The following is a 26994-nucleotide window of genomic DNA, read 5'->3' on the forward strand; positions in this document are numbered from 1 at the left end:
GGAAGTGCAATGATGACGGTTAAAGGAGGGAAATTCGTGGGAAAACGCATGTTGTACACCTTGGCCACCATGACGGGGACCGCTGTAGGTGTCGGCGCGTCGGCCGTTGGTCTCCTCCGCCACCAGGCTGGCGCACTCCGCAAGGCGTTCGACGACGACGCACAGCGCACGTATTCCACCGTCGCCGAGGCTGTCGCTCCACCACGCAATTACGATGATGAGGATTCCGCTGCGCTGGCGATCATCGGCGATTCCTGGCTCTGCGGAATTGACGTCGACGACCCCCTGACGGCTCCCCCGAATCTCATCGCTCGTGGCCTTGGCCGCATCCTCGGCACCACCGTTCGGGTCCAGTCCACTGCGCTCCCCTCAGCCCTGTCCGAAGATCTGCCCCGCCAAGTCGATGAGATCCTGCGCTCCGCTTGGCTCTCGCGTCAGCTCTCCGATTCCTGGACCGAGCAGCGTCGATTCGCGATCATCTCCATCGGCACAGGCGACATCATCCACCCGATTCACGGCACCATCGGCATCCCCGTCCTCACCCAAGCGATCAATCGACTCCAGCGCGAGGGCAGGTACACGGTGTTCGTCTTGGTCTGCCCCAACCTCGGCGGCCTTCCGGGGCTGCGTGACCCGCTCAAGACTTCGCTGCGCCGAACCTCGCGCGTGCTCGCCGGTTCGCAGTGGCTGGCCGCACTGGCCGCTCGCGCCACTCCGCTGCGGGCCACAGGTTCTCTGAGTGGGACCACACGCAAATCGCTGCTCAATGAGTCCGGGCGTTTTCCCAGCACCCTGGGCTATGCCCAGTTGTCCTCGACCGTCCTAGCCGCGATTGCCGATCGGATCGAGGCTCCCATCGAAGTCGACCGCAGCCTCGATATCCCGGAAAAGGGCGAGGCCGCGCGCAGGCCCGCTCCTCAACCACAGGCAGAGGCACAGACAGAAACAAAGACACAGCCCCAGCCGGAACCTGAGCAAGGCGTCGATCCTGTGCTCGGGACCGAGGCCTTCTCATGATCCCCGTCGTCCTCGCCTCACAGTCCCCGGCCCGTCGGCAGGTTCTCACCGCATCGGGAATCGACCCGATCATCATCGTCTCCGAGGTCGACGAGCCCGCAATCGAGGCCACCTTCGAAGGCAGCATTGCCGATCTCACCACTGCACTGTCCCAGGCGAAAGCCCGTGCCGTCATCGACCGTGTGCTCGCCTCTCCCCCTGCACAGCTGGATTCAGCGGACACCGCGGTGATCATCGCCGGGGACTCGCTGCTCGAATATGAAGGACAGGCGATCGGGAAACCCGGAACGGCTGAGCGCACACGCCAGGTGTGGGCAGACATTGCAGGAGAGTGGACCGCTCTGCACTCGGGGCACACGCTGGCCGTACTCAAACGCGCGGACCCGGCGACAGCGAACTTCGAACTCGTCGACATCCGGTCGCAGCGATCGACGACCTCGGTGCTCATCGGCGAACCCACACCCGATGAGCTCGAGGCCTACATCGCGACCGAGGAGCCCTTCCACGTGGCCGGTGCACTGACCATCGACGGGTACGGCGGTGCATTCGTCCAACGGCTTGCAGGTGACCATCTCACAGTCCTCGGTCTCAGTCTTCCCGTGGTCCGTGAATTGGTCCGCGACGCGGGCCTGTTCTGGCCCGATCTGTGGTCCCTACGCGAGTAGAATCGCTGACAGCGGTCGAACACGCCCGAAGCCATTGAAGTTTTCGGCCTATGTTTTTATCTCTGACCTACAAACGCTTGGTGCCGATCTCTAAATTGTTCTGTGATCATACAAAGGAGCGCCATGACCACAGTTCTCCCCGAACAGTCGCCTGCACCGTTGCACACTCGCGTCCCCACAGCTGCTGTGCGTCGCGTCCTCATCGCCAACCGCGGTGAGATTGCACTGCGCATCATCCGGGCGGCACGCGACCTCGGTGTCAAAGCCATCGCCGTCTACACCCGCGCGGACTCGGACGCCGATTTCGTGCACCTGGCCGACGATGCCTGGCTCCTCGACGGATCCGGCCCCGGGGAGACTTACCTCGACATCGACAAGATCCTCGCCCTGGCCAAGCGCTCAGGCGCCGATGCGATCCACCCTGGCTACGGCTATCTGGCGGAGAATGCACTGTTCGCCCAGGCCGTGATCGATGCCGGCCTGACCTGGATCGGTCCTCCCCCGTCGGCGATCGAGCTCCTGGGCGACAAGTCCGGAGCTCGCGAAGTCGCCGAGGCGGTTTCCGCTCCGGTAGCTCCCGGCTCCGACGGTGCCGTCGCGGATCTCGCAGAGGCCGCCGAGGTGGCCCAGCGGATCGGCTATCCCGTCGTCATCAAGGCCGTGCACGGCGGCGGCGGGCGCGGCTTTCGCGCCTGTGCTGCAGCCGAGGATCTCGAGACCGCCTACACCGCGGCCACCCGTGAAGCGCTCAGCGCCTTCGGACGCGGCGAATGTCTCATCGAGAAGCAGATCGTGCGCCCGCGCCATATCGAGACGCAGTGCCTTGCCGACGCCCATGGCAACGTGCATGTGCTGTCGACCCGCGACTGCACTCTGCAGCGCCGGAACCAGAAGATCGTCGAGGAAGCGCCAGCGCCGTTCCTCAGCTCCGACCAGGAACGCCTCGTCACCGAAGCCTCCATCCGAGTCCTCGCCCATGTCGGCTATGTAGGCGCTGCCACATGCGAGTTCCTATTGGGTGCAGACGGCACCATTATCTTCATGGAAGCCAATGCGCGCATCCAGGTAGAGCACACCGTGACAGAAGAGGTCACAGGAGTCGACCTCGTCGGGTGGCAGCTGCGCATCGCCTCGGGAGAACACCTGCCGGAGGTATTCCCACAGGTCCGTGGTCACTCAATCCAGTTCCGGATCAACGCCGAAGACCCCACAACGTATTTCCCTGCCACAGGAACAGTGAAGAACCACCGGGCTCCAGCCGGGCCGGGCGTGCGCCTGGACTCCGGCATCGGCGAAGGCAGCGTCGTCGGCACGGACTTCGACCCGATGCTGGCCAAACTCATCATCACCGGAACCGACAGGAACCAGGCGCTGGCGCGGGCCCGACGCGCCTTGGACGAATACCGCATCGAGGGCGTATCGACTCTGCTGCCCCTCCACCGTGTTCTCGTCTCAGAGAAGGCCTTCGCTCAGGACTTCGAGGTCTGGACGAATTGGCTCGAAACCACGTTCGTGAATCCACTCGCCGACCCGCAAACAGGAGATCAGATGAGCACAGCAACCGATAGTTTCAGTGTTGTGGTCGAGGTCGATGGCCGTCGGATGACCGTTTCGGTCCCCAAGGACGTCATCTCGGACCTCGGGCATGTCCCCAGCCCCACTGTGCCGCGCCGCAAGCGCAGCCTCAGCCGCAAGGGAGCTCAGCTGGCCGACGATTCGAACTCGCTCAACGCCCCCATGCAGGGAACGATCGTGTCGGTGGCTGTCGCTGCCGGTGACACGGTCGAGGCCGGCGACACTCTGGCCGTGATCGAGGCGATGAAGATGGAGCAGCCACTCAAGGCCGGTCATTCCGGAACCGTCTCCGAGGTGCTTGTCGACTCCGGTGTCGCAGTGAGGTCGGGCGAGCCGATCATCCGCTTCGCCGCCTGAGATCTTTTCCGGACAGCAGATCCCTGATCTGAGTCTCGATGTAGTCTGATTCGGCGTCATTTCCCAGACAGCCCAGTGCCTTCCTGAAGGCTCTCTCTGCCTGTTCGGGCATCCCCAATTCATTGAGTGTGAGGGCATGCGCAATATGGAAGGGGCGATAGTCTTCCAACCCTGGATGCGCGGCCAGTTCCTCGAGTGCGTTGAGTCCGGCCTCTGGCCCCTTTGCTTTCCCCATGGCCACGGCTCGGTTCAGCGACACAACAGGCCCAGGCTCCAGTCTTGAGAGAATGCCGTAGAGAACGAGTATCTGTTCCCAGTCGGTCTCCGAATAGGTGGCGGCTTCGGCGTGAAGCGCCGCGATCGTTGCCTGCACTGTGTAGGGGCCGGCTTCAGTCTCTCCTGCGGCCGTCAGCGCCAAGCTCAGCCCTTCGGCAATGAGCTGCGAATCCCACGATCTGCGATCTTGCTCTGCCAGGGGAACCGGCACACCGGCTGAGTCAGTTCGTGCCTGCGCTCGGGACGCCGTGAGCAACAGCAGTGAGAGCAGGCCTCTGGCCTCGGTCTCGTGCGGCACCAGCGTCACCAGCAGTCGTGCCAGTGCTATCGCTTCCTCCTGCAGATCGGTTCGACTGTGTGCGCTGCCGGTCGTTGGTGTGTACCCCTGAGTGAAGATGAGGTAGACGACGCGCAGCACACCGGGAAGGCGCTCGCGCAATTGTTCCGTGCTGGGTCTGCCGAAGGGAATGCCCGTCGTGGTGATACGCTTCTTGGCTCTGACGATCCGCTGCTGCATCGTCCTTGTATCCACGAGGAACGCTGCCGCAACCTCGACTGTGCTCAGACCCGCGAGGAAGCGCATGATCAGAGCAATCTTCTCCCGTTCCTTCAACGTCGAGTGTGAGCAGGTGAAGAACAGGCCAAGTCGTTCGTCGGGAATGTTCACAGAACTCAATTCGTCGCCGAGGCGGACTGCATGGTCCAGGTGATCACCACCGGTATCCTGGTGTTCGATTGGAACACTCGCAAGTCGGCGTGCCTTCACCGCGTCAGAGCGTATGATGTCGAGTGCTCGATTCTTCGCGACCGTGAGCAGCCATGCCCGCGGATTCTGCGGCACGCCCCGGCTGGCCCACGTTTCCAATGCGCGCACCATGGCCTCTTGGAGGACGTCCTCGGCTAGGTCGAGATCACGAAACTGTGTTGCCAGAGCTGCAAGCAGTCGCCCACGATCCTCGGCATCGATGGTGCGAAGGATCTGGGCGACTGCCAGCTGCTCGGCTGTGCCTGCGGAGACCATCAGTAATCGGCAAGAGGCCGTATCTCGATGTGACCGAGCGTGGAGCCCGGACTCTTCTTAGCCCATGCGATCGCCTCGTCGATGTCGGCGACTTCGATAACGTAGCTTCCGCCGACGAATTCCCCGCCTTCGGCGAAAGGCCCCGACGTGACGATTGTTTCAGTGGCCCGGGTACTGACCCGCACACCGGTCTCGGGACCTTCGAGGGCAAATCCGCCGACGACGATGCCTGCGGCGTTGATCTCCTCGTCGAAGGCCATGAACTCACTGGGATCAGGTCCCTCATCAGCACCGCATTCGGCGTCGCCAGCATTTCCCATGAGCAGAAGTACGTACTTCATGTCTCTCTCCTTGCGTCAAATGTGCGCCAGCCTTGAGCTGAGCACGTCAGGCGAAGGTGCCTAACACCATACTGACGGGTGAAGGACCTCGATATCGACACTTCAGAGAAAGAATTCTCCTACAGATGGCGGTGCAGCTGCCGTGAAGCCTCGGTCAGGGATCCGCTCACCGACGGGTACACGGCAAACGATGCGGAGAGCTGATCGACTGTCAGGCGGTTCTCCACGGCCATGGTGATGGGCAGGATGAGCTCACTGGCACGGGGACCAACGACGACACCGCCCAGAATCGAACCCGAACCTCGGCGGGCGAAGAGCTTGACGAATCCGTCCTTGATGCCCAGCATCTTGGCGCGAGGGTTCGTGTCCAGTGGCAGCATCGCCGTATCGATGTCAGTCGAGTTCTCGCGATAGTCGGACTGGGTGAAGCCGACGGTCGCAATCTCAGGGGCTGTGAACACGTTTGATGCCACGTGACGAATCTTCAGTGGCTGCACGGCATCGCCGAGCGCATGGAACATCGCAATCCGACCCTGCATTGCCGCCACGGAGGCCAGGGGCAGCACTCCGGTGCAGTCACCGGCAGCGTATACGCCTGCGCGGGAGGTGCGCGAAACTCCGTCGACCTTGATATGACCGGAGTCGCTGACCTTGATCTTCGCGGTCTTCAGCCCCAAATCATCGGTGTTGGGGATGGAACCGACCGCCATCAGACAGTGTGAGCCTTCGACTCGACGTCCATCGGACAGAACCACCTCGACTCCGTCTTCGGTCCGCGTGACCGAGTCGGCACGTGAGCGGGAGAGGACGTTCATGCCCTTATTGCGGAACACGAACTCCAACACGTCGGCTGCGTCCTCGTCCTGACCGGGCAGAACCTTCTCACGGGAGGAGACGAGAGTGACCTTCGTTCCCAGTGCACGGTAGGCAGATGCGAACTCCGCACCGGTGACACCGGAACCGACGACGATGAGGTGCTCGGGCAGCTCATCGAGCCCGTAGAGCTGAGTCCAGGTGAGGATTCGCTCTCCATCCGGCTTGGCGGAGTCGAGCTCACGAGGGTGGGAGCCCACAGACAGCAGGATAGTCGACGCTTCGAGCGTGTACTCCGTGCCGCCTTCTTCGACGACATCGACATGGTCACGGTCGGCCAGTGTCGCGGTTCCTTGGATCACCTTCACACCGGCGCGGGTGAGACCTTCGTAGATGTCGTTGGCCTGAGCGTCGGCCAGGGACAGGATGCGCTTGTTGACTGCCTTGAGGTCGGCGATGACCGTATCGCCATCGTCGCCCTCACTGTCGTAGATGCGGATGCCCAGGCTGTCCGAGCGGCCGATCTCTTCCATCATCTCGGCCGTGGCGATGAGCGACTTGGACGGTACAACGTCTGTGAGGACGGCGGCCCCACCACAACGGTTGCGCTCGATGAGCATCACGTCCGCACCCAGCTGGGCGGCAACCAGTGCGGCTTCGTATCCGCCTGGGCCACCACCAATGATGACGACTCGATCTGCAGTGGATTCAAATTCAGTGTTCACAGAGCAATCCTCTCAAATAGCGGACGAGAGGGCGAATGGACGCTTCGGTTCCGACAACCACCGATGCGCTGGTTCGCAGGGGCCATCGAATGCATCTGAGACCGAAGCATCTCAGACTTCAAGGCGATGCAGAACCCGGAGTGGCTCAGAGTCCGTCGACGACTTCAGCTGTATCACGGTGGAGTGCGGACAGGCGCAGATAAGACTGCGCGTTCTGGCGCACCTTCTCAACACCGTCATCTGTCATCTCTCTGCGCACCTTCGCCGGGACTCCTGCCACGAGCGACCGTGGCGGAATATCGGTGCCTTCGAGGACGATCGCCCCTGCGGCAACGAGCGATTCGGAACCCACATGGGCATCGTTGAGGACGGTGGCGTGCATGCCGATGAGGACGTCATCGTCGACCACAGCCCCATGGACAAGAGCCTGATGTCCGATGGAGACTCGTGCACCGATCACCACGGGCTTGCCTTCATCCGTGTGCATGACCGTGTTGTCCTGCACGTTCGAGTCCTCGCCGATGGTGATCGGGGCGGCCTCTGCGCGGAGCACGCAGCCGTAGAAGACGCTGGCACCCTTCTTCACCCTCACATCGCCGACCAGCGTGGCACCGGCGGCGATGAACGCACCCGGATCGACCTGCGGGGTGTGCCCACCGACCGAGATGATGCGGGCATGGGTCAGATTGTCTGTTGTCATGAGTCCTCCATTGGTTCACGGTTGCTTCACAGTGCGATTCGATTCTCGGTGTCGACTGACACCGCGGCAACTTCGGACCGCCGCCGAGGTGACCAGTCGTTTCATCGCCAGTCTAGCCGTGAAATTGCACGACTTCAGAGAAGCGGTGGCATCATGATGCCGCCGTTCCCTAGTGCTGCAAGGGGACGCATAGTGGACGAATTTGCGTCAAGGCCCCCATAGCAGGACAATGAGAAAAATATTTGTCAGAAATTTCACACTGCATTACCCTTGTGTGCCCAAAACGGTTATGTGAACCTTGGGTAAGAGAGTTGCGCGCCTGGAATTGGGTGTCGTACACCGCGTTCACTTAATTCGTCGAAAGGTCACCATGGATTGGCGACATCGTGCAGCATGCCTCAACGAGGATCCGGAACTGTTCTTCCCGATCGGAAACACCGGCCCCGCCCTGCTTCAGATCGAAGAGGCCAAGACTGTATGCCGCCGCTGTGAAGTAGTCGAGTCCTGCCTGCAGTGGGCTCTGGAATCCGGACAGGATGCTGGAGTCTGGGGCGGACTCAGCGAGGATGAGCGCCGTGCGCTCAAACGTCGCGCCGCACGTGCCCGTCGCGCCGGCTGAGTCTTTCAGCGGCTAGCGACTGTCGGTCGCAATTTGAGTCCCTTTTTCGGAATACGAGATCTTCGCATTCCGAAAAAGGGACTCAATCGTGTACGCACATATCCGAGCGCTTCAGGCCACGGCGCATTCCCCGCGAGCTTCGAACACGAGACGTTCTTATAGCGCAATTTGCAATTCATGCCGCAGGGTCCTATTCACCCCCGCGGTGACAAATCAGCTTGTCGCCGACTCACCCCGCACCATCAGTGCCGAATCGGCGGTCTGCAACAAGCTGATTTACGAGCACCCGTAGGCGATACGCGATTCAGAGCGTCGGCGCACCATCAGTCGTAGGAGTCGGGGCGCAGCGGCACGTCGAGAAGGGCCATAGTTCCGCCGCCCTCGCGTTCCTTCCATTCGATCGAACCCGCCAAGTCTGCCGACACCAGGGTCTTCACGATCTGCGTGCCCAACCCGTTGCCCGGACTGTGGTTCTCTCCCAGTCCTACGCCGTCATCGGCGATCGTCACATGCAGGTGATCGCCATCGCGTTCCGGAGTCACCCACACATGACCGGTGAGGGTCTCACCCGGGGCGAGATTCTCCTGCTCCGAAACGGGGAACCCGTGTTCGATCGCATTGGTGATGAGTTCGGTGATCGCCAAGGCCATCGAGGTGGCATCAGCCGAAGAGATCGTGCCGAAGCTGCCGCAGCGTTTGAGGCTGATCTGCACCAGCGGGCTCGTCAGTTCGGGAGTCAGACGCAGCCCCTTGTCGACGACCTCATCGAAATCGACCTCCGACTCGACGCCCTGGCTGAGCACATCATGGACGACGGCGATGATGGAGACTCGGCGCATCGCCTCCGTCAGAGCGCTCTTCGCCTCGGGGCTGTCGATCCGACGTGTCTGCAGGCGGAGCAGTGCTGAAACGGTCTGCAGGTTGTTCTTGACCCGGTGGTGCATCTCTTTGATCATCGCATCGCGGGAGAGCAGTTCACGCTTGCGTCGTCTGATCTCTGAAACATCCCTGGCCAGGACGATCGCGCCGGTCCGCGTACCGTCATCGGTCAGCGGAATCGCCCGCAGCGACACACTCGTGCGGCCGACTTCGAGCTCGGTCCGCCACGGGGCACGGCCGGTGAGTACGAGCGGCAGAGTCTCATCGACCTGACGCAGCTCCGTGCTCAGACTTGAGACCACCTCGGCGAGGTAGTCCCCTTCGATCTCGCCCCGGTGCCCAAGACGGTGCATGAGCGAGACTGCGTTCGGTGACGCGTACTCGACATGGGAATCGCGGTCAAGGATGAAGATTCCGTCGCCAACGCGTGGTTCACCATGCCGGGCACCGCTGGGAGCCTCGCGGTCGGGGAAAGCACCCTGCGCGATCATTGTCAGCAACGACATCGCAGACTGGCGGTAGAACTTCTCAAGACGTGAAGAACCGCGCCGACGGATCTCTTCGGAGTACCGGACCATGATGGCGATGGTCTCTCCCCCACGGACAAGGGGCACAGCCTCGGCAGAGACGTCCGTGTCCTCGGTGCCGGCATTGACGCCCAGCGATTTCGCCTGCGCCACCTTCGTCACCAGCTCACGGGAGTCCACGGTCGCGTCCAGGAGTTCGCGCTCGAGTCCGGTGGCCCGAGCTCCGATGAGGTCACGGTTGAACAGAGTCGCGCCGGTGGTCGGGCGCGAGTGCGCGACCACTGTATAGGCACCGCTGGCCGACGGCACCCACAGCACGAGGTCGGCGAAGGACAGGTCGGAGATGAGCTGCCAGTCCCCCACCAGCAGGTGGATGTGTTCGACGTCATTCTCGTCGGTGATGCCTTCGGCGGCCAGGAGTTCGTTGAGCACTGTGTTCTTCTTCCGGATGGGCAACGGCGCAGGCCGATGATGGTGGCCCAGACCTCGGCAGACTCGCCAGGCACTCAGCCTGGCGAGTCTGCCTACGTCAGCTTTGCACTGACGCTATCACTGATCTCTTGGGATCATCGGCTCAGGCGCCGTGCTCCGATTCCCATGCCGAGGACCGGACCACGCCGCGCATCATGCGCAGCAGCACAGAAAGCGGAGCCTGGGTCACGGTATCGAGCCCGAGGATCGTTTCGGTCGTGTCGAGCACGCGGGCAGCCACGGTCTCGTTGCGTTCGAGCCACTCGGCCAGGCGCTGCTTGGCACGCTCATCCGGAGTTCCCGAGATCGGCGAGTCCGTTGCGGCGAGGACTGTTCCGGCCACCGAGAGGATGGCCGAGTAGAAGTCATCGCGCAAGGAGCCGCGGGCCAGTGCCGACCAGCGATCGCTGCGGTCGAGGCCTCCGATGAGAGTGAGCACCTGTGAACCGGAGAACGTGTCGTTGACGGCGTAGTACACCTCAGCGACGTCCTCGGCGGATTCGTTCGACCGGTTGGCCAATTGAGCGACATCGAGGAGGACGAACTCGTCGAGCAGGGCGGCCGCACGCCACGCGAGTTCGCTCGGCACGCCTTCGTCGATGTACCCCTGAGCCGTGGCCCGCATGCTTTCGGCATCGAAGCCGTCGACGAGGTCGGGGACCCTGTCCCGCAGTGCCGCGCCGACCTTGCCATACATCTCGATGCCAGAGTCGACGTCGAGCGTGTCGGGTGCCTGCTGGACCAACCAGCGAGAGGACCGGTCGAGCAGACGCACATAGGCGTGCTGCAGCTGGACCTGCACTGCGGTAGGCACCTTGTTATCGAGTGCGCACACCGCTTCGAAGAAATCATCGAGTCCGAAGATCTCGGAGACGACGACGAAGACACGGGCGATCTGCGGCACCGAGGCGGGTGTCTCTTCCAACATCCGGTAGACGTAGGTGAGTCCACCTCGGTCGATCATCCGGTTGACGAGCTTGGCCGTTGCGATCTCCCGATGCAGGGGGTGCTCCGGGATGAGCTCTCCGTATTTCTCGACGAGAGAGTCGGGGAAGTAGGAGGTCAGCTCCCGCTTCATCCATTCCTCATCGGGAACCACGCTGCCCAGAATCTCATCGGCGGCGTGCATCTTGGCGTACGCCAGCAGGACTGCCAGTTCCGGGGAGACATAGGCGCTGAACTCACGCTTGGTCAGTTCCTGCGCATCCGGCAGGAACTCAACTTGGCGATCGAGGTCGGCGTTCTTCTCCAGGTAGTTGAGCATCCGGCCGTAGGTGCCCGACATGGATTCGGTCTGTGCCCGTGCCTCGCCGAGGACGACGTTCTGGGCATAGTTGTTGGCCAGCACTCGATCGGCGACATCGTCGGTGAAGGACAGCAGCACTCGTTCGCGATCCTCAGCGGCGAAGGCACCCTTGTGGAGCAGAGTGCGCAGGAGCAGCTTGATGTTGACCTCATGGTCGGAGCTGTCCACGCCTGCCGAGTTGTCGACTGCGTCGGTGTTGATGGCCACGCCGCCCAGTGCCGCTTCGACGCGACCCAGCTGAGTCACACCGAGGTTTCCGCCTTCTCCGACGACCCGGCTGCGCACATCACGTCCATCGATGCGGATGCTGTCATTGGCTTTGTCACCGACATCGGCGTGACTCTCGTCAGAGGACTTGATGTAGGTGCCGATGCCGCCGTTGTAGACGAGGTCGACCGGGGCCTTGAGGATCTGTGACATCAGCTCGGCGGGGCTGCGTTTGCCGGGTTCGAGGCCGAGGACCGCTGCAGCTTCGGGGCTGAGATCCACGGACTTCGCCGATCGAGGGAAGACTCCGCCGCCGGTGGAGATGAGCTCCCGATCGTAGTCCTGCCAGCTTGATCGCGGCAGGTCGAAGAGGCGTTGACGTTCGACGAAGCTGCGTGCGGCATCCGGGTTCGGATCGAGGAAGATATCCCGGTGGTCGAAGGCCGCCACGAGCCGGATGTGCTCGCTGCGCAGCATGCCGTTGCCGAAGACGTCGCCGCTCATGTCACCGATGCCCACAACGGTGAAGTCATCGGCTGCGGTGTTGACGCCGAGTTCGCGGAAGTGTCGCTCCACGGACTTCCATGCACCGCGGGAGGTGATGGCCATCTTCTTGTGGTCATAGCCGACAGAACCACCCGAGGCGAAGGCATCACCGAGCCAGAAGTCGTGCCTTTCGGCGATGGCGTTGGCCACATCCGAGAAGCGTGCGGTGCCCTTGTCTGCAGCGACGACGAGATAATAGTCATCGCCGTCGTGGCGGACAACACGGTCCGGGTGGACGACCTCCTGGGTGCCGTCGGCACCGTAGACCAGGTTGTCAGCGATCTCGAGGAGGCTTTCGATGAAGACTTCGTAGGCGGCTTGACCAGCGGCCATCCACGCATCTCTGTCGCTCATCGGAGGCAGCTGCTTGGGGAAGAATCCGCCCTTGGCCCCGGTCGGGACGATGAGCGCGTTCTTGACCATCTGAGCCTTGACCAGACCCAGAACCTCGGTGCGGAAGTCGTCACGACGATCGGACCACCGCAGGCCACCACGGGCCACGGTACCGAAACGCAGATGCACGCCTTCGACCTGAGGCGAGTACACCCACATCTCCAGTGCCGGTTTGGGCTTGGGAACGAAGCTGAGCTCATTGGCACGGATCTTGAGCACAAGTGCCGTCGGCAGCTCGCCGGACTCGTCGAGGAAGTAGTTGGTCCTCAGGGTGGCGCGCAGCAGCTCGAGGGACGAACGTAGGACACGGTCCGCATCGAGGCTGGCGACATCACTGAGAGCTGCCTCGACCGACTCGTTGAGTTTGCTCATCCTGTCTTCGCGTCCGGCGGAGTCAGCAGAGGGATCGAACTTCGCGAAGAAGTAGTCCACCAGCAGTCGTGAGATCTCCGGATTGTCGCTGTAGACCTCGCCGACGTAAGCGTCGGAGTAGGTGAAACCGGCTTGGCGCAGGTACTTGCCCAAGGCGCGGATGATCGTCACGTGCTTCCAGTGCATCCCGCAGACGACGAGACGGTCGAAGACTCCAGCTTCCTTCTTGCCCTCCCATCCGGCGATGAAGGCATCGGAGATCCGTTCGCAGTCGGCATCGTCGAGACCGTCGGGGAAGGTGAGTCCGAAGTCGTAGATGTAGCGGTGCGACCCGTCGAGGAGGTCCAGCTCATGAGGACGTTCGTCGAGGACTGTTGCTCCGAAGGCGGTGAGGAACGGCAGCACTTCAGACAGGCCCACACGTTCTTGGCGGTAGAGTGCCAGGCGCACGGGAGCGTCCGAGGAGTCCTCCGGGCGGTAGAGGCGCACGGCTGGACCGTGTCCGGCCTCCAGTGCTTCGAACCGTGCCACGTCTGCGATGGCGTCACTTGGCGAGTGATGCTCTTCGTAGCTGGGTGGGAATGCCTTCGACCAGCGGTTGGCGCGAGCGACCGAGCTGTCGTTGTCGCCGCGTTCCGTGGGAGCGAGGAAGGCGTGGACGTCTTCGGACCACGAGCGCACGGCTCCGACGATACGCTTCTGCACTGTCTCGGGATCGATCTGCGGCAGCTCGACGTCACGAGCGACGCGAGCTACGAAGTGAATGCGGGCCAAAGCGGATTCGGTCAGCAGCACATCGAAGTCCACGCTCTCAGCCTGGTAGAACTTCCGCAGGACCTCCTGGACCCGCATGCGAGCCGCCGTGTCATAGAGGTCGCGGGGCAGGTAGAGGATGACGGAGACGAAACGCTGGTAGGGGTCACGGCGGACAAAGACACGTGATTGGCGGCGCTCCTGCATGTCGACGATCTGCATGACGACCTCGAAGATCGTCGCAGTCTCATCGTGCAGGAGGTCATCACGTGGGTAGGTCTCGAGGACGCCCAGGAGTTCATTCGCCGAATGGGAACCGGCGGGGAATCCGCTGGCGGAGAGGATCTTGCGCACCTTACGGTCGATGACCGGGATGTTGAGCACGCTGTCGTTGTAGAACTCGGGCTTGAATACGCCGACGAAGCGACGCTCGCCGACGATCTCACCGGCCGAATCGAAGGTCTTGACACCGATGTAGTCCATAAAAGATCTGCGGATGACGCGTGAACGTGAGTTCGCCTTCGTCAGCACGAGCACATGAGTCTCCGACGCTTTGTCTGCCACGGCCCGGCTCAGCGGGGACTTCACCAGCGGGCGCAGAGCGGAGATGCCCAATGAGGTGTGTTCGATGGGTTCGAGGCTGCTCTGGCTCTCATCGTGAGTGTAGTCGTACTCGCGGTATCCGAGGAAGGTGAAGTGGCCGTCAAGCCAGTTGAGCAACTCTGCGGCTGCCTCAGCTTCCGAGGCGAGTTCCGGACGCGGAGGCTGTGCCTGCAGTTCCTTCGCGATGTCCTTGGCTCGGATCGCCATGGCGCTGGCGTCGGTGGCCGCGGCAGAAACATAGTCTAGGACGCTGCGCAGCTGGTCCTCGAGCTCGGCGAGGTCCTCTTCGGGAAGTCGGTCGATCTCGAGCCGGATCCAGGACTGTTGCTGTGGAAGATCGGACCCGCTCGCCTCGGCGGGCTGGGAGATGAGGGGGATGCCGGCGGTATCGGCGGAGACCGCTGGGGCCTCAGCCCGAGACATCACGGACAGGTCGGAACCCTGTCCTTCGACGGCGATGATCGGGTGGTGGACAAGGCGGATGGCGCGGCGACTGTTCGCCAGATCGCTGACGATCGAGGAGACGAGGTGGGGCATGTCGGCCAAGACCATCGCGATGACCGTATGGTTATCACGGAACTCGGGAGAGTCGACGTCGGGATTGTAGATGGAGATCGCCGGTGATCTTCCGTCGTACTCAAGTCCCAATGCGTAGTGCGAGGCGGCCGCCGCGGCCAGTGCCTCTGTTCCTGCTTCGGAATTGCCGGGCTCGAAACGCGGATAGTACGCCTCGAGGAAATTCTCCGGGGCACCTTGTCCCCGCTGCTTCCTCCACTCTTCTGCAATGTCCGAATATGAGACCTGAGACACCATGTCACCTCTATGATCAGCGCGCAAAATTTACTGCGATTCGACACCGAACCGCCACCACCCACACTATGCTCAAATGCTGAGAAAGGCACGCCGACATCCATGCCGTGCCGCGACGTCGATGTACTGGCAAACTGGAGCTATGCGAACTCTGACACTCAACCATGAATACTCGGACTCCCTGTCGGATTTCCTCCTCCGGCTGGCCGATGTTTCGACCTGGCAGTCGCTGGGATCCGAAGCCCATGCGAAGCGGATCGATCCCGATACCGAGATGACGGTGACGACTCCGATGCCGAAGGGTGAAATGCCCTCGGCTCTGGCCACTCATCTGCCGGCGGATGCCGAGCTCGTCGAGGTCTACATGATTCCCGGCGATGTCATCGGTGACAGCGCGGAGATCCGCATGACCGCGCATGCGGCGGGAGTGCCTGTAGAGATCGATGCACTCATCACGCTCACGCAGAAGGGTTCGGGAACCTCACTGTCGGTACGTGCCGAGGTCAGTTCCTCGATACCCCTCTTCGGGTCGATGATCGAACAGGCAGTTGTGCCCATTCTGGAGAAGCGGCTGGACGACCGCCTGGTCAAGCTCGACCGCTCCTGACGCTGCTCAGCCGCGTTCGCGCAGCAGCTCCGGCAGCTCGGTGACGTCGTACCAGAGGAGATCGGAGTCGCCGAGGTGGTCCTCCGCTGCTTCGCGGCCCGTGTCGGCTGCAATGTCGGCGGCTTCCTCCCAGATCTCCACCTCGTCGAGGTGGATGCTGGCGACCGATGTCATGTCGACCTCGGAGAGGGTCAGCAGGTCGAAGCCTTCGACCAGTCCTTCACCAGCACTTGAGTCGGGTGCGTCGTAAGACACGACTGCGCGAGGTGAGGCAACGTCGGCTTCGAACGACTGGGTGGCAGCCAGTGCGGCCGCGATGCACAGCGCGTCGAACTCCCGTGCCTCGAGCTCCTCCCCGCCCGCCGCTCGACTGTGGGCGTCGGGGGTGACCGCGTGTACGGAGTCGAGTCCTGCGCGAAGTGCGGTCAGTGTGGTCGGGATATAGCAGCGAATGGACATGGTCCAATCCTAAAGGGATTTCGCCGTCCGCCCCGCACCCGACTTCCGTGAGCGCTTCCGGGCCGGAAGCAGTTCGGTCACCGCGGCTGCGATCTGCTGGCTGAGCACCGATTTCGGATTCTCCTCGTGGAGAGTGTGCCCGGACAGCATGGCGGCGTCGACCGTCACCCGGTCATCATTGAAGATGAAATCGGGGTCCCGACGGACGAATCTGGCGAGCACCTCGCGAATCCGCACCTCGGCGGGATGGCCGACAGCTCCTGAGCGCACCTTCGTGATCCCGATGCGCATCTTGGACCCCATCGACTCCGCCCTTTCGGTTCCCAGCAGCTTAACGAGCCTCTGCAGCCCGATCGGGTCGCCTGCGGCCAGGACCAGCACAGTGTCTGCGGCCTCGAGTGCGGACCGAGTTGCGCAGTGTCGATCGTAGAACGGATCGGCGAAGTCATCGTCCGGATCCACCCGATCGGAGACGTCGACGACAACGAGGTCGAACATCTTGGCCAAGCGGGCAAGCACGGCGGAGAGCACCGAGGCTCGGACCTCCGGCCATCTGTCTGCCCTGGTCAGTCCGGTGACAGCATGGAAATCATCGCGTATCGCAGCATGCGGGACGGCGGAGACGTCCAGGGGCGGAGTCTTCTCTGTCTCGAGTCGGCAGAGGCTGGCCAGATGCGCCGATTCCTCAGTCAGCCCCAGGGTCGTGGCCACCATCGCAGATACGGTATCGGCGTCGACGACGATGCTGCGGTGCCCTTGCCTGGCACCATGATCGCCCAGGTTGACCGCTGTCAGAGTGCGCCCCGGAGACGAACCGGTACCCCAGACTGTGACGATGCGCCCCTGTCCGCTCAGCGATCCGGGCGGAGTGATGGGTCGGGGAGGAACGACAGTGGAATCACGGGTGTCGGCAAGTGCTTGGGCCACAGCCGCCGCATCTGCGGTGGAGGCGACACTGCTGCCGATACCGAGTGCCGCCAAGGCTGCTGCGTCGTTGCCGAAGCCCAACACCGCAGTTCCTGCTGCGAGGATCGCAGCGACGACCTGGGCGTCCAGTCCTGGGAAGTACTGACCGACGATGACCACGTCGGCGCTGCCGGTGCGGCACAGTGCCAGAAGCTCGACGTCGTCGGCAGGTCGGGCGACGATGGTGACATCGTCGACCTCGCTGAGAAGTTCGAACAGGATCAGGTCGAACTCGAAGTCCACGGCCAGCAGGACCTGCGTCATGACTGACCGCCCTCGGCCCTGACCTCCGCCGGGGCTCCGACGACCGAGAGAACGCTGTTTCCGTCGAGGGCGCCGAGGACATCGGCGAGTTCCGTGCTGGCGACGAAGACTTCGATTCTGGCACCATCGCCGACACCGAAGCTGCCCACCTCACGACTGATGTCGGAGACCGGAGCCGAGGTGACGATCTGCTCCGGATCAATACCTTCGTCATCGAGCCCCTTGGATTCCGGTTGAGCCCAGACATCGACCAGACTGCCGGTGTCGACGACCGTCGGGACAGAACCGGCGACATCGATCGCTACGACCCGTCCTTCAAGCTCTGCAACTGGTGCCAGCGCCGAGGCCGGCAGAAGCTCACCGGCCGCGATCACGGCTCGCACACTCGATTGGTCAGGGAAGCCGGCATCGGCAGCCAGGTACTTGTCTCCGATATTCGCCAGGTTCACCTCAGCAACGGTCAGATCCTCGGCGCTGACCACCTGACCTGGGACAAGAGGAACCGCGCTGACCCACACTCGGGTCGTTGCGTTTGCAGCACTGATGAGCAGATAGGTCGCGACTATGGCCACGACGACGAGGACTGCTCCGACCAGCAGCCTGGCATCGGTCCACTTCGGCCGACGGATTCGTTTCGAGAGCTCCATTGCATCTCCACCTTTGGAAAATTTCCCATGACAGGAACTGTTTCTGAGTGATAGTATTGAACACCAAACGAGGTCAAAGCAATGGTTTTGACAAAAATAGTCAACAAGCAATCAGTCATTTGGAATGAGAAGGGGCCCTCATGGTCGTCGAAAATCGCTTCCTGCCGCTCACCGACGTGGCCGATCTGCTCAATGTTTCGATCGCTCAAGCCCGTGCTTTGGTTCGCACCGGAGATCTGCGCGCCATCAAGGTCGGCGGTCGCGGACAGTGGCGCGTGGAGAAGACCGAGATCGAGGCGTACATCCAGAGAATGTACGAACGCACCGAGCACGAGATCAAGACAGGTTCGTTCGAGGACTGACTCGGGGACAGTCTCCTCCACTCCCCCGGTCATCGAACCACTCAGATGCTGCAACCAAGTGCTGCATCTAAGCGAATGGATTGACTCGGGACTGCACCAGCGCAATCGAACGGTGTGGGATGATGCGCCCCGAAATCTCAACATAGTCGGAGGCGACCATATCGCAGCGCCCCCGAACAGTCCCGCCGTCGCCCGCCAACTCCAGGGAGATCTCCTCATGGCTGGCGGCTAATCGCCTCAGTGCCGACGCCATCCCCAACCGCTCCAAGGGACCGGATTCATATCTATGTCTTCTTGACCGAATGCGAATCTCCCGTATCGAGTCGATCGCCACTACGCTCGTTTCGATACCGGCGATCACGAAGATCCCATCGCCTAAAAAGACAGCCGTCCCTGCGACCTCACGAGCGGAGAGAGCCACCTGCACAGGCTGGCCGATCGCGCCGCGCAGGCGCTCGAGTAAAGTGCGCTGTGCCGCGTGAGCGGCGACCTCATCGCTGAACTCGCCCCTCCTGGCATGGGCCTCCCTTGACGTGTGCATCGCTTCAACATCCGAGAGGAGAGCGTCGATCCGATCGTCCATGATGTGAAGCCTGCCGCAGCGAAGACCCACAAGCAAGAGCTTTCACACCTATCGACAGAACTACAAGCCCGTAGTTTTATTTATCTATTGACATCAAATGGCATCTAAACGCATTATTGAGATACGTTTCCAATGAAGGATAACTCTCATGTATCTGCTGACAGCTTGCACGGCCTCGTGGCTCTGTCTGATCGGTGCGTTCTTCACCACGTGGATTTACCTCCCGACACCGCGCAGCACCACCGATCTCGTTGTCATCATCGTCGTCGGCACGGCCACGGTGTTGTCCTCCCGGCTCGGAGTCGTCTCGCTGCTGACGCTTCTGATCAGACTGCTTCCCACCGGCCGCGTGAGAACAATCGTCACCAAGTCCGTGCTGCGCATCGTGCCCACGATGCTGCGCTCAAGCGTGCTTGCCGCAGCGTCGGCAAGCCTGGCCGTCCACTCCGCACAGGCCTCCCCTCTTCCGGTGAATACACTCGTGCTGGTCGATCCGAACACATCCGCTCATCCGGCGAGTGCCCCGCTCGATCCTGGCTGGCCGACCACTGTTCCAGACGATCTTCCGCCGGATCCCGGGTGGCCCACCGCTCCGCCGACAGCTGAACCGGTGTCCCCTGATGCTCAGCCCGAGTCCCCACCTGGTGACTCCGAATCCCCGCCTGCTGGCTCCGAGTCCCCTGATGCGTTGCCTGACCCTGCCCCGTCCCGAAGCCAACCGCCCGAAGACGCCGGTTCGCCTGGCAGCGCCGCAGACGCAGACCGGCCTGGCGAATATCCCGCAAACGCGGGCGAGCCCGGCGCCCCATCGACAGACACAGTCGAACCCAGCGACCAGTACGGCGACGAACCCGAAGAAGAAGACGACTCGGCCGTTCATATTGTGGGTGTCGGCGAGAGCCTGTGGTCGATCGCCGTGAACCAGCCCTCCTCCGGCGGCACTGTCCAGGACATCGTCGACAACATCTACTCATCCAACCGAGAAGTCATCGGTGCGGACCCGAACCTCATCATGCCCGGACAACGATTGGAGATTCAGCCATGACCACCCCACTGGTGCTTTCACGTCCCCGAGTGGCAGCGACGCCACTGAGCAGAAGAGTGCAGAAGCCGGTGGCCACCGGTCCTGGAGCCAGGCCGAATACGGTCGCAGACGACAGCGATGACGGTCGCATAGCCGCTACCGCGACATCCTTGGCGGTGGCGTGCTTGGAGATCTTCGCCGGCATACGGCGCAGCGATTCAATCTCCCGCTGGGTCGACCGAGCACTGCTGGAGAAGATCGATCACCGCGCCCAGCTGCGCGCGGAGGTCGCACCGACAAAAGCGACCGGAGACCTCGGTGCGGCCCGCACCCTACAGGCAGGCAACGCGAGAGTCTGCAGAGTCACCGGCGCAATCGCTGAGGTCACCGTCATCGTCCGTACGCAGAACCGATTCCGGGCGGTGGCAATCCGCTTGGAACTGCTCACCACCCGGTGGACGATGACTGCACTGCAGACTATGTGAGAGACACAGTCAGAGACTGCGAGTCAGTTTTTGGCCTTCTTCTTCGCGCGACGCTCTGCACGATTGGCAGGCTGATCGGCTCCGGCTCCGGGTCCAGACTCGTCGTCTTCAGATTCGGACATTGAGGTCGAACCTGCCTCCGCCGGAGCAGACAGCTGCATCTTGGGCGTGGTGTGACGCAGTTCAGCCGCGTCCACCTCAACTTCGGAATCATCATCGGATGAGTCCTCAGCCCGGTTCACGGTCACCTGCAGGGTATTGGTGAGGCGGACGACGTCCTCCTTGATCCCATCCTGCATAGTCTTGAACATGTCGAAGCCTTCGCGCTGGTACTCCACCAGCGGATCCTTCTGCGCCATGGCCCGCAGACCGATGCCGTTCTTCAGGTAGTCCATCTCGTAGAGGTGTTCGCGCCACCGCTTATCGATGACCGAGAGCACGACTCGTCGTTCGAGTTCACGGGTTGCTTCTTCACCCAGAGCCTCTTCACGCTGCTGGTAGAACACCTCGATGTCCGACTGAATCTCCTGGTTGAGGCGGTTCTTCGTCAGGTTACCGAGCCCGCCGACCTCTTCGGCCAGATCTTCTTCAGTGATGGAGGGCTCATAGATCTTGCCCAGTGCGTCGAAGAGTTCGCCGACCTTCCAGTCCTCGACCGGCCCGGCCGTAGCCTCGGCAACATAGGTGTCGATGATGTCTTCACGGAACTTCGCGACCTGTTCTTCCAGGTCTGCGCCATGAAGAACGCTGCGACGCTCGTCGTAGATCACTGTGCGCTGACGGTTGAGCACGTCATCGTATTTGAGGACGTTCTTGCGCTGTTCGGCGTTGCGCTGTTCGATCTGCGATTGCGCAGAGAGAATTGCCCTGGACACCATCTTGGATTCCAGTGGAACGTCGTCAGGGACATTGGCGGTGGCCATGATCCGCTCGGCGGCACCGGAGCCGAAGAGTCGCATCAGGTCATCGGTCAGAGACAGGTAGAAGCGGCTCTCACCGGGGTCGCCCTGGCGTCCCGAACGTCCACGCAGCTGGTTGTCGATGCGCCGTGATTCGTGACGCTCGGTGCCGAGGACGTACAGGCCGCCGGACTCGACGACCTCCTTGGCTTCTGTCTTGACTCGCGTCTCTGCAGCTTTGAGGACGTCCTGCCATTCGGCTTCGTACTGCTCTTCGTCGTCCTGCGGGTCCAGGCCCCGCTCCTCCATCTCGCTCACCGCAAGGAATTCGGCGTTGCCGCCGAGCATGATGTCGGTACCGCGACCGGCCATGTTCGTGGCCACTGTCACGGCACTCTTCCGCCCGGCCATGGCGATGATGGATGCTTCACCTGCGTGGTTCTTCGCGTTGAGCACCTCGTGGCGGATGCCGCGCTTCTTCAGGTGCTTGGAGAGGTACTCACTCTTCTCCACGCTGGTGGTTCCGACGAGGACCGGCTGTCCGGTCTCGTGGCGCTCAGCGATGTCATCGACGACAGCATCGAACTTCGCCACCTCGTTCTTGTACACGAGATCCGACTGGTCGACGCGCTGCATCGGCTTATTCGTCGGGATCGCAACCACACCGAGCTTGTAGGTCGACATGAATTCCGCGGCCTCGGTCTCTGCGGTACCGGTCATGCCGGAAAGCTTCTCGTAGAGACGGAAGAAGTTCTGCAGGGTGATCGTCGCCAGGGTCTGGTTCTCGGCCTGGACCTTGACGCCTTCCTTGGCTTCGATGGCCTGGTGGAGTCCCTCGTTGTAGCGGCGGCCCTTGAGCACACGGCCAGTGTGTTCGTCGACGATGAGGACTTCACCGTCGAGGATCACATAGTCCTTGTCCCGTTTGAAGAGTTCCTTCGCGCGGATCGCATTGTTGAGGAAGCTGATCAGCGGAGTGTTCTCGGCATCGTAGAGATTTCCGATGCCTAGGTAATCCTCCACGCGTTCGATGCCGGGTTCGAGCACACCCACAGTGCGCTTCTTCTCGTCGACTTCGTAGTCACGGTCGGTCTTGAGTCGTTTCACGACCTTGGCGAATTCTTCGTACCAGCGGTCGCCATCGCCTTCGGCCGGGCCGGAGATGATGAGCGGGGTACGGGCCTCGTCAATGAGGATCGAGTCAACCTCGTCGACAATCGCGAAGGCGTGTCCGCGCTGCACGAGCTCTTCCGCCGACCAGGCCATGTTGTCGCGCAGATAGTCGAAGCCGAATTCGTTGTTCGTACCGTAGGTGATGTCCGCGGCATACTGCTTGCGACGGTTCTCCGAGGACATGTTCGCCTGGATGCAGCCGGTCTCCATTCCCAGGAACCGGAACACGCGTCCCATGAGCTCGGACTGGTAGGTGGCCAGGTAGTCATTGACCGTGATGATGTGCACGGACCCGCCGGTGAGCGCGTTGAGGTAAGCCGGAGCCGTGGCGACCAGCGTCTTACCTTCACCGGTCTTCATCTCAGCGATGTTGCCCAGGTGCAGTGCGGCCCCGCCCATGAGCTGGACGTCGAAGTGGCGCATGCCCAGGGTGCGGCCCGATGCCTCACGGACGGCGGCGAAGGCCTCCGGGAGCAGCGAATCGAGGGTCTCCCCATCCTGATAACGCTTTTTGAAGCGATCAGTTTCCTCCCGCAGCTCAGCGTCTGACATTTCGCTGAACTCCTCGGACAGCGCATTGATCGCATCCGCGTACTGGCGGAGCTTCTTCAGCGTACGTCCATCACCGGTGCGCAGAAGCTTCTCGAGGAAATTAGCCACTTTTCTCCTAATCGGCATGAATGCCTGACAACAACTCGAACGACTCTATATTCCCTAGCTTAATGGCAGGTGAGTACCACTCATATCCACCGCACCCAATCCGAGCCACTTCGCCATCTCACATAACTCCGACGCAAGTTCCTCCTCGTGGGATTCGCCGGGTTCCCACGTCACCTTCAGCGCTCGAAGCGTGTTCGCCTCCCGGTCCCGGTGCAGGTCGACGCGGCCGACCAGTCGTTCGCCGAGGAGGAACGGCATCACGTAGTACCCGTGCACTCGGTCTTTGGCCGGAGTGTAGATCTCGATCCGGTAGTGGAAGTCGAAGAGCCATTCGATCCGCGGCCGGTAGAAGACCAGGGGGTCGAACGGGGCGAGGAGGGCTCTGGCCGAGACAGAACGAGGGGTTCTCGCCTCATGCCATTTCAGTGTCCGCGTCCCCTCAACATCGACCTCGATGAGCTCATCGGAGGCCAGCAGGGAGGTGATGGCCTCATCTGTGGGCGCGCGCCTCTGCCGGAAGTAGTCTGCCAGACAGTCGGGCCGGGCGATGCCGAGAGCTTGCGCCGCAATTCGGGTCAGTTCGAGCACATTGTTGCTTGTGCCGGATACGCCTCGGGGTCGTTCTGCTTCGGGATCGAGGCCGAGCTCAGGGGCGCAGGCGGGGCCGTAGGAGAGCTCAGACGCCGGCAGGGACCGGCTGACGTCGCGCGGCAGGGCATAGACCCGTTCGAAGTGGTCGTTGCGGCCCGCGGCGCTGATGATGCCACCGGCGAACAGTGCTTCCAGCGCCACCTTGACCTGGCTGGGGTTCCACCCCCAATGATCGCGGTTGCGTTCGGGGATTTCATGGTCGACGAGTTCGGCGACTCCCCGTGCAGTCTTCGGCCCGGTTTCCAACACGTCGAGGACCGAGTGCTGCAGTGCCCGGAACTCAGGTCCGCTCTCGGGGTGCCGTTGCCCGTAGTCGTTGCGCCACCATTCGGTTCTGGTGCGTTCGAAGTGACTCCAGGTCTCGGGAGGGATGAACGCCGCGGCGTGGGCCCAGTATTCGACGCCCATGCGAGGTGCTGAGTAGAAGAGCCGGTCGAGGGTCTCACGCGGATACGGTCCGAGTCGCGAGTAGTAGGGCAGGTAGTGGGAACGCACGACGCGAGAGACCGAGTCGATCTGGGTCAGTCCGAGTCTGGCGAACGTCGACTTCAGGTGTCTCGCCGTCACCTGCTTCGGACGTGCCCTGTCGAGTCCGGTCGCCGCGATCGCCGTTCTCCGAGCTGCTGAGAGCGTCATCTTCTGCATGGATCCACAGTAGAGCACGGCACTGACACGGCACATCTGCGGCAGGTCTGTCCATCCGGCCGACCCTGATCGGCCGTTTGGCCGACGCCATCTTCTGACCAAGACGGAAAGATCGAATACATCAACACGAATCCGACACCGAAGGAACCAGGAAACACCATGAAGAAGGCAATCATCGCGCTCGTCTCCACACTCTGCATCATCGCTGCCGCCATCGGCGCCCTCTTCGTCTGGGAACACCAGTCGAAGCTGGCGCTGGAGTCCCAGGTCGAAGATTTCCTCGACGCCTGCGATACCGACGCGACTTCGCTCGATGTCCATGGCCGGCCCTACATCCTCTATGCCATGCGCGACTCCGCCGACCTCACCTACGTCGATCTCGCACTGCAGGCCGGAACGAACAAGGATCAGCTGCTCGTCCACCGCCTCAGCGACTCTCACGCGGACCGTCTCACCCGCTTCGTCACCTTCGACCACCCGGACGGTGAAGTCGAGCCGATCGAACGGGCAGACGGTTCATTCACCGACTCCGCAGAAGTCAACGGTTCGAGGGTCACCTTCTCAGCCGACGTCGCCGATGACCGACTGCAGGTGTTCGCCGATGGTTCGTCCACCGGACAGATCGAGATGAAGCAAGACGTCACGGTCAAGGGCACAGCAGTCACGAACGCGGGAGTCGTCGTCGAACTTGAGTACGACTCCCCCGACTGCCCGGCCGCAGCCTGATCCGAGTCCACCCCGTGAACGCTCCCGGCGAGCACCGGGCCTGACTAGACTGAGTGACGATGAAGACCGTGATCACGTGGCTGTGGCTCCTCCCCCTGCCTCTGACGTTCCTGCTCGAGCTGGCGACAGGGTCGAGTCTGCTGCTCGTCATCGCCGAACTGTTCGCTCTGGCCACGGCACTGCCGATTCTGGTGCGAATCCAATCCCGTGCCTCGGGCGGACGCAGTCCGAGCATCAGGCTGCTGCCGTTGGCCGCTCTCGCCCTGCTCCTCGCACTCGTCCCGGTCGGTCTCGCTTCGACTCTGAGTCTGACCGTGATGTGGCTGAGTCTGGTGACGGTGGTGATGCTCTCCCGATGGTTCGTCACCCGCACTCAGATGCTGATGCTCGTCCTGCTGTGTGTGGGCAACATCGTCGAGCCCTGCCTGATGGGCTGGGACGATGGGCTGGCCTTTGCATTCGGTGCCTCCACCGTGATCGTAGTGAGCCTGTCTCTGGGTCTGCTGCTGCGAATGATCGACCGTTCCCTGGTCGAACGTCATGCCACCGCCGTTGAGGCGGAGCGACGTCGCATGGCCACCGAGCTTCATGACCTGGTCGCCCACGAGGTGACCGGAATCGTCGTCCTCTCCCAGGCGGCAGGCCGCAGTGAAGATGTCCGAGTCCTCTCCACCGCTCTGGCCAAGATCGAAGAGTCGGGAACCCGTGGTCTTGAGCAGATCCGCTCGCTCGTCTCGAGCACCTCGAACGCGACCGGTCCCCGGTCGCCCATCGCATCCGGAGCTCAGGCACTCATAGACCGAGTCAACGGCTTCGGTGCCCAGGACACCATCAGACTCGACATCACCGACACCGTCGCCGAGGCGGTTCCCTCCACCCTCTGGCCCGTCCTTGATCGAGTGCTGGCCGAGGCGCTGACGAACATCCGCCGACATGCGGGAACCGGGGTCCCGGTCACGGTCCGGGTGTCCACCACAGCCTCGGCGAGGCCCGGAGACCCGTCTCGATATGACGTGGTCCTCACTGTGGTCAACGGCCCCGGTTCCGGTGGGATCGGTTCGGGCAGCGGAACCGGGCTGCAGGGGCTGCGGGCCCGGGTCGACCACCTCGGCGGGGATCTGTTCGCAGGACCGGCCCAGGATAGCGGCTGGGTGCTCGAGGCTCGGATACCCTTGGCTCCGACGGGCAAGGCATGACTGGCGACGACGATCGATGGAGGACGAACGTGATTTCAGTGGCATTGGTCGATGATCAGGAAATGGTGCGGATGGGGTTCTCCCTCATCCTCGACGCCGATGAGTCGATCACTGTGGTCGGACAAGCCGCCGACGGGGTCGATGCCATCGAACTGGCCAAACGCGAACGCCCCGACGTCATCCTCCTCGACATCCGAATGCCCAAACTCGACGGTCTCGCCGCGCTGCCCCGCCTGACGCCGATCTCCAAGGTCATCATGGTCACCACCTTCGACGATGATGACTATGTCGATGCGGCTCTCGCCGGCGGTGCCAGCGGATTCCTCCTCAAGGATGCCGGGCCTGACCTGCTGCTGGCCGCAGTCAGGGCCGCCGCGAACGGTGACGCGCTGATCTCTCCGTCGCTGACTTTGGACCTGCTCAGCCGCCGTTCCCGCAACAACACAACGGGCGAGGACCGGGTGGCCGGGCTCAGCGAACGGGAGAACGATGTCGCTCGCCTGGTTGCGCGGGGGCGGACCAACCAGGAGATCTGTTCCGAACTCTATATTTCCCTGGGTACTGTGAAGAGCCACTTGGGCAATATCCAGACCCGCCTCGAGGCACGCAATCGGGTCGAGATCGCGGCTCGAATGTGGGAATCGGGGGCAATGAATCGGCCGAACGGCTAA

The 26994-nt window shown here is 62.3% G+C and carries 23 protein-coding genes; 11 read left to right on the top strand and 12 right to left on the bottom strand.

The annotated features are described in order from the left end of the window. The first annotated feature begins 36 nt into the window (after nt 1-36). The 3 genes from INT40_RS02320 (at nt 37) to INT40_RS02330 (ending at nt 3614) form a co-directional block, all read left to right on the top strand. Entirely contained in the window at nt 37-1017 is a 981-nt protein-coding gene (locus INT40_RS02320; protein ID WP_319020827.1) for an SGNH/GDSL hydrolase family protein, read from the top strand. Beyond that, a complete protein-coding gene (locus INT40_RS02325; protein ID WP_193070734.1) occupies nt 1014-1682 on the top strand; it encodes a Maf family protein in 669 nt (222 codons plus the stop codon). Before INT40_RS02320 ends, INT40_RS02325 begins: the two co-directional genes overlap by 4 nt. 123 nt (nt 1683-1805) lie before the next feature. Further along, nucleotides 1806-3614 (top strand): acetyl/propionyl/methylcrotonyl-CoA carboxylase subunit alpha, encoded by a 1809-nt coding sequence (locus INT40_RS02330; protein WP_193070735.1) that lies wholly within the window; start codon nt 1806-1808, stop codon nt 3612-3614. On the opposite strand, the gene INT40_RS02335 is transcribed toward INT40_RS02330, so the two are convergent. The 4 genes from INT40_RS02335 to INT40_RS02350 all read right to left on the bottom strand — a co-directional run bounded on the left by INT40_RS02335 (nt 3595) and on the right by INT40_RS02350 (nt 7490). After that, nucleotides 3595-4911, bottom strand: coding sequence for an RNA polymerase sigma factor (locus INT40_RS02335; RefSeq protein WP_193070736.1), 1317 nt, complete (start codon nt 4909-4911; stop codon nt 3595-3597). The two genes, INT40_RS02330 and INT40_RS02335, sit on opposite strands and share 20 nt — an antisense overlap. Continuing rightward, nucleotides 4911-5252, bottom strand: a complete 342-nt coding sequence (locus tag INT40_RS02340; protein ID WP_101569811.1) for a YciI family protein — start codon at nt 5250-5252, stop codon at nt 4911-4913. The genes INT40_RS02335 and INT40_RS02340 overlap by 1 nt, the downstream gene beginning before the upstream one ends. Before the next feature lie 119 nt (nt 5253-5371). Then, nucleotides 5372-6790, bottom strand: a complete 1419-nt coding sequence (locus INT40_RS02345; protein WP_101569810.1) for an NAD(P)H-quinone dehydrogenase — start codon at nt 6788-6790, stop codon at nt 5372-5374. Nucleotides 6791-6935: 145 nt separating this feature from the next. After that, the gene (locus tag INT40_RS02350) at nt 6936-7490 is read right to left on the bottom strand and encodes a gamma carbonic anhydrase family protein (RefSeq protein WP_101569809.1); all 555 of its coding nucleotides are present in this window, start codon (nt 7488-7490) and stop codon (nt 6936-6938) included. A 370-nt stretch (nt 7491-7860) separates the two neighbouring features. Here INT40_RS02350 and INT40_RS02355 point away from each other — a divergent pair, with 370 nt between their 5' ends. After that, a complete protein-coding gene (locus INT40_RS02355) occupies nt 7861-8109 on the top strand; it encodes a WhiB family transcriptional regulator (protein ID WP_193095391.1) in 249 nt (82 codons plus the stop codon). Nucleotides 8110-8432: 323 nt separating this feature from the next. Here the strand turns inward: INT40_RS02355 and INT40_RS02360 are convergent, their stop codons facing one another. After that, on the bottom strand, nt 8433-9947 hold the full coding sequence (locus INT40_RS02360; protein ID WP_193070737.1) for a sensor histidine kinase: 1515 nt from the start codon (nt 9945-9947) through the stop codon (nt 8433-8435). A gap of 142 nt (nt 9948-10089) precedes the next feature. Beyond that, complete coding sequence (locus INT40_RS02365) at nt 10090-14979, bottom strand: NAD-glutamate dehydrogenase (RefSeq protein WP_193095392.1); 4890 nt, start codon at nt 14977-14979, stop codon at nt 10090-10092. Between the two features lie 139 nt (nt 14980-15118). On the opposite strand from INT40_RS02365, the gene INT40_RS02370 reads away from it, so the two are divergent. Then, entirely contained in the window at nt 15119-15583 is a 465-nt protein-coding gene (locus INT40_RS02370; RefSeq protein WP_193070739.1) for a DUF2505 domain-containing protein, read from the top strand. Nucleotides 15584-15589: 6 nt separating this feature from the next. Here INT40_RS02370 and INT40_RS02375 read toward each other — a convergent pair whose 3' ends face one another. Genes INT40_RS02375 through INT40_RS02385 form a run of 3 tightly spaced genes read right to left on the bottom strand, consistent with a single transcriptional unit; the run spans nt 15590 to nt 17919 of the window. Beyond that, nucleotides 15590-16042 (bottom strand): DUF6912 family protein, encoded by a 453-nt coding sequence (locus INT40_RS02375; RefSeq protein ID WP_193070740.1) that lies wholly within the window; start codon nt 16040-16042, stop codon nt 15590-15592. A gap of 9 nt (nt 16043-16051) precedes the next feature. After that, a complete protein-coding gene (locus tag INT40_RS02380) occupies nt 16052-17272 on the bottom strand; it encodes a DNA-binding response regulator (RefSeq protein WP_193070741.1) in 1221 nt (406 codons plus the stop codon). Further along, nucleotides 17269-17919: an SAF domain-containing protein gene (locus INT40_RS02385; RefSeq protein WP_193070742.1), complete on the bottom strand. Its 651-nt coding sequence runs from the start codon at nt 17917-17919 to the stop codon at nt 17269-17271. The genes INT40_RS02380 and INT40_RS02385 overlap by 4 nt, the downstream gene beginning before the upstream one ends. A 140-nt stretch (nt 17920-18059) precedes the next feature. Here INT40_RS02385 and INT40_RS02390 point away from each other — a divergent pair, with 140 nt between their 5' ends. Continuing rightward, complete coding sequence (locus INT40_RS02390; protein ID WP_101569802.1) at nt 18060-18281, top strand: helix-turn-helix domain-containing protein; 222 nt, start codon at nt 18060-18062, stop codon at nt 18279-18281. Between the two features lie 67 nt (nt 18282-18348). Here INT40_RS02390 and INT40_RS02395 read toward each other — a convergent pair whose 3' ends face one another. Then, on the bottom strand, nt 18349-18864 hold the full coding sequence (locus INT40_RS02395; RefSeq protein ID WP_193070743.1) for a hypothetical protein: 516 nt from the start codon (nt 18862-18864) through the stop codon (nt 18349-18351). A gap of 148 nt (nt 18865-19012) precedes the next feature. Here INT40_RS02395 and INT40_RS02400 point away from each other — a divergent pair, with 148 nt between their 5' ends. Together INT40_RS02400 and INT40_RS02405 are read left to right on the top strand one after the other, a co-directional pair. After that, entirely contained in the window at nt 19013-19909 is an 897-nt protein-coding gene (locus tag INT40_RS02400) for a LysM peptidoglycan-binding domain-containing protein (RefSeq protein ID WP_193070744.1), read from the top strand. Further along, a complete protein-coding gene (locus tag INT40_RS02405) occupies nt 19906-20373 on the top strand; it encodes an Rv3235 family protein (protein ID WP_193070745.1) in 468 nt (155 codons plus the stop codon). Before INT40_RS02400 ends, INT40_RS02405 begins: the two co-directional genes overlap by 4 nt. 23 nt (nt 20374-20396) lie before the next feature. Here INT40_RS02405 and secA read toward each other — a convergent pair whose 3' ends face one another. Continuing rightward, complete coding sequence (secA, locus tag INT40_RS02410; RefSeq protein ID WP_193070746.1) at nt 20397-23105, bottom strand: preprotein translocase subunit SecA; 2709 nt, start codon at nt 23103-23105, stop codon at nt 20397-20399. A gap of 54 nt (nt 23106-23159) precedes the next feature. Next, nucleotides 23160-24401: a winged helix-turn-helix domain-containing protein gene (locus INT40_RS02415; protein ID WP_193070747.1), complete on the bottom strand. Its 1242-nt coding sequence runs from the start codon at nt 24399-24401 to the stop codon at nt 23160-23162. Nucleotides 24402-24560: 159 nt separating this feature from the next. On the opposite strand from INT40_RS02415, the gene INT40_RS02420 reads away from it, so the two are divergent. Genes INT40_RS02420 through INT40_RS02430 form a run of 3 tightly spaced genes read left to right on the top strand, consistent with a single transcriptional unit; the run spans nt 24561 to nt 26994 of the window. Next, complete coding sequence (locus INT40_RS02420; RefSeq protein ID WP_193095393.1) at nt 24561-25127, top strand: hypothetical protein; 567 nt, start codon at nt 24561-24563, stop codon at nt 25125-25127. Nucleotides 25128-25186: 59 nt separating this feature from the next. After that, entirely contained in the window at nt 25187-26323 is a 1137-nt protein-coding gene (locus INT40_RS02425; RefSeq protein WP_193095394.1) for a sensor histidine kinase, read from the top strand. Nucleotides 26324-26361: 38 nt separating this feature from the next. Then, nucleotides 26362-26994, top strand: coding sequence for a response regulator transcription factor (locus INT40_RS02430; RefSeq protein ID WP_319021927.1), 633 nt, complete (start codon nt 26362-26364; stop codon nt 26992-26994).

Source organism: Brevibacterium sp. FME17, assembly GCF_014897515.1.
Lineage (GTDB): Bacteria > Actinomycetota > Actinomycetes > Actinomycetales > Brevibacteriaceae > Brevibacterium.